Origin of the sequence: Methylicorpusculum sp. (assembly GCF_030651835.1) — a bacterium.
In the GTDB taxonomy this organism is placed as follows: domain Bacteria; phylum Pseudomonadota; class Gammaproteobacteria; order Methylococcales; family Methylomonadaceae; genus Methylicorpusculum.
The window spans coordinates 1-2,292 of record NZ_JAUSBX010000108.1 but is presented as its reverse complement, the minus strand read 5'-3'; the positions used below and the strand labels follow the sequence as shown (position 1 = coordinate 2,292).

Genomic DNA, 2,292 nt, shown 5'->3' with positions numbered 1-2,292 from the left:
GCGGACTTTTTTTGAACATCTTCGCGCTTTAATGCAGTATCTTCCATTCGATGACTGGGATCATTTGATGCGGTTTATGCTGAAAGGACTCAACGGCACAATTCCTGACTCCGGGTAGGGTTTTAAAATGAGAATTGCTGGAAATTCCTACGTAAGTTACGAAAGCAACGAATATGGTTGTAATAAAAAACAATAATTCCGTCAATGTTCCTTCCTCGCTATGAAACTGTGATTATTCTGAAGAGTTCGCGTGCCAAACACCAATTTGTTTAATAATGCCTAACAAATAGCTTATAACTCAGAATCGCAACCAAAGGAATGGGAGACCACCGAATTGAAATGTTGATTGAGCGCCATCTCTTCTCAGTTCGGTGAGGACGGCGGATCAAAAACTGAGTCGATCAGCCTCGCTAAGCTCATCCAGCATCTTTCCCATTTCAAGATAGCGATCAGGCAGTTGCTCCGCCGTGCCAGTAAATACGTTGAAGTAAACCCACAGAATCAAACCTTCCTCACCAAGATCATCCTTGACAAGGTCGCAGTACGAGCTAAGGGCAAGCATTAGCAAATTCAGATTGTCAATCTCGTCCGGTCAAGCAAGATATGATCTCGAGCGTCCCTATCAGCGTGCTTTGGGAAGTTAGCTACACGATTTCGCTTAGACCACCATTCGCTTGCTGCATCGGACGATATAAATGCACTCACCTCTTCATAGCTCTTTGATTTCGTTATTGGCAATTGCTCCGCTATATCAAGAATCCACTTCATTGCCTCTGGGTTATTTGTAAATTGCTTGGGCAGAGTATCGCTCCGGTAGTCACGCACTACGTAAAAGATTGATGTAAGAAAATAATCCGCAGCCTCGTTTCTTCCAAATTTCTGTTTTAAGTCTGCAATCAAGCGTTAAGCGGCGGAGGCAACCGTATGAACTGCCAGCCCGTCCTCGCCCGAGAAAAAAATGCGAATAGCGGCCCTCAGTTGACGCTGCGTGGCGACTAGTTTTATTACGTGGGTACGGGAGCTTGTTATTGAATCTGTGATGGCCAACTATTGCTCCTTTTTTAGATAATTGATTGCATGATAGTGCCGTAGACTGAATAGAGCAATTGCAGACTTACTGAAAGTGACTGGTGATCGGAGTTTATCTATACGGTAGCTAAGCACTCATTTTCGTCCATCAGATCCTCCTCTATCGTGTGCTTGGAGGCTCAAGCTCTGGAGTGTCCTGGTGGACTCCTCAAAATGTCGAACCTTGCCTGTCTCCCCGGCCGGCAAAGCCGGGGGATTTCTCATTGTTGGTTAATAATAAGCCGTTGCTGGGTTCGCAGAAGTAGTCTGGGGTAGTGACTCAGTGATATTGCCAATTTGCTCGCCGAATACCGGACACCCAATTAGGCACAGGATGCCCCAAAAACTTGAAATTGGAAATGACCTCGACTTGCCGGTTATTGGCCGTTAACGAGCATTGACAGCCCAACCAACTATTGCACATAACAAGCTATCGCGCTCATCAACGGTCCAACTATGTTTTGCACAAAACTGAGCTATTAAAAAACATGAATCGTTCTGATTTCCAACCCCAGAATGCAAATAGCCCTTATTTCTTTTGGTTTTGTGCGAAGATTGTTGGATACACTGATTTCGGCCAGGACAACCCATGAACCTCAACCACAACCCAACAAGACAACAGCTAAAAGCCATATTTTCTGCTTGCGACGATACCATCGGTCATCATGTCCTTTGGGTTTCCAGAAATGGTGACGTGGCCTTGACGCCAATGCCAAGCGAACGGATTCCTGTCGGATTTGACCAAACAAACCCGGATTTGCTTTTGCGTTATGAAACCTTCAGGCAAGGCACCGGCTATGTTGGCCATCAAGCCGCTGAGGATGAAAAGTTCGTGGACAGAATATTCAAGAGCCTGCAGAGCGAATGGGCGACCGTTACGGAAACATCCTCCCAGTGTTATGTTGATTTGTTCTGAGTATGTTTCTTCTGGCCGGTACCATCCATCGGATTTTCGCTTAAATCTTCGCCTGCACAACTGGCTGAGATTTTCTCATCCGAAAGATTGAGATCGATCTCAACCAACTCGGCTCCCATTATTTCTACGTTTTTGTACAGATCACTGAAATCCACGTTCAATTTCACTTTAGGGATGATGCGTTTCTCAAAATACCATTTTTGGCGAGATGGTAATGTCCCACCATTTCAAAGCCGTTGACCGCTGCAGTCTTGCCTCAAGTTCACGGACCTGATCAGCGGCTAATTTAACGCCCTTTTCATAGACGC

General features: G+C 45.5%; 3 protein-coding genes. 1 reads left to right on the top strand and 2 read right to left on the bottom strand.

Annotation, left to right across the window (positions count from 1 at the left end):
• Positions 1–385 precede the first annotated feature (385 nt).
• Positions 386–562 (bottom strand): hypothetical protein, encoded by a 177-nt coding sequence (locus tag Q7V32_RS14230; protein WP_304897649.1) that lies wholly within the window; start codon positions 560–562, stop codon positions 386–388.
• A gap of 1,095 nt (positions 563–1,657) precedes the next feature.
• Between Q7V32_RS14230 and Q7V32_RS14225 the strand changes: the two genes are divergently transcribed.
• Entirely contained in the window at positions 1,658–1,984 is a 327-nt protein-coding gene (locus Q7V32_RS14225) for a hypothetical protein (RefSeq protein WP_304897648.1), read from the top strand.
• Here the strand turns inward: Q7V32_RS14225 and Q7V32_RS14220 are convergent.
• Positions 1,966–2,151, bottom strand: a complete 186-nt coding sequence (locus tag Q7V32_RS14220; RefSeq protein ID WP_304897647.1) for a hypothetical protein — start codon at positions 2,149–2,151, stop codon at positions 1,966–1,968. The genes Q7V32_RS14225 and Q7V32_RS14220 overlap by 19 nt on opposite strands.
• Positions 2,152–2,292: the final 141 nt, after the last annotated feature.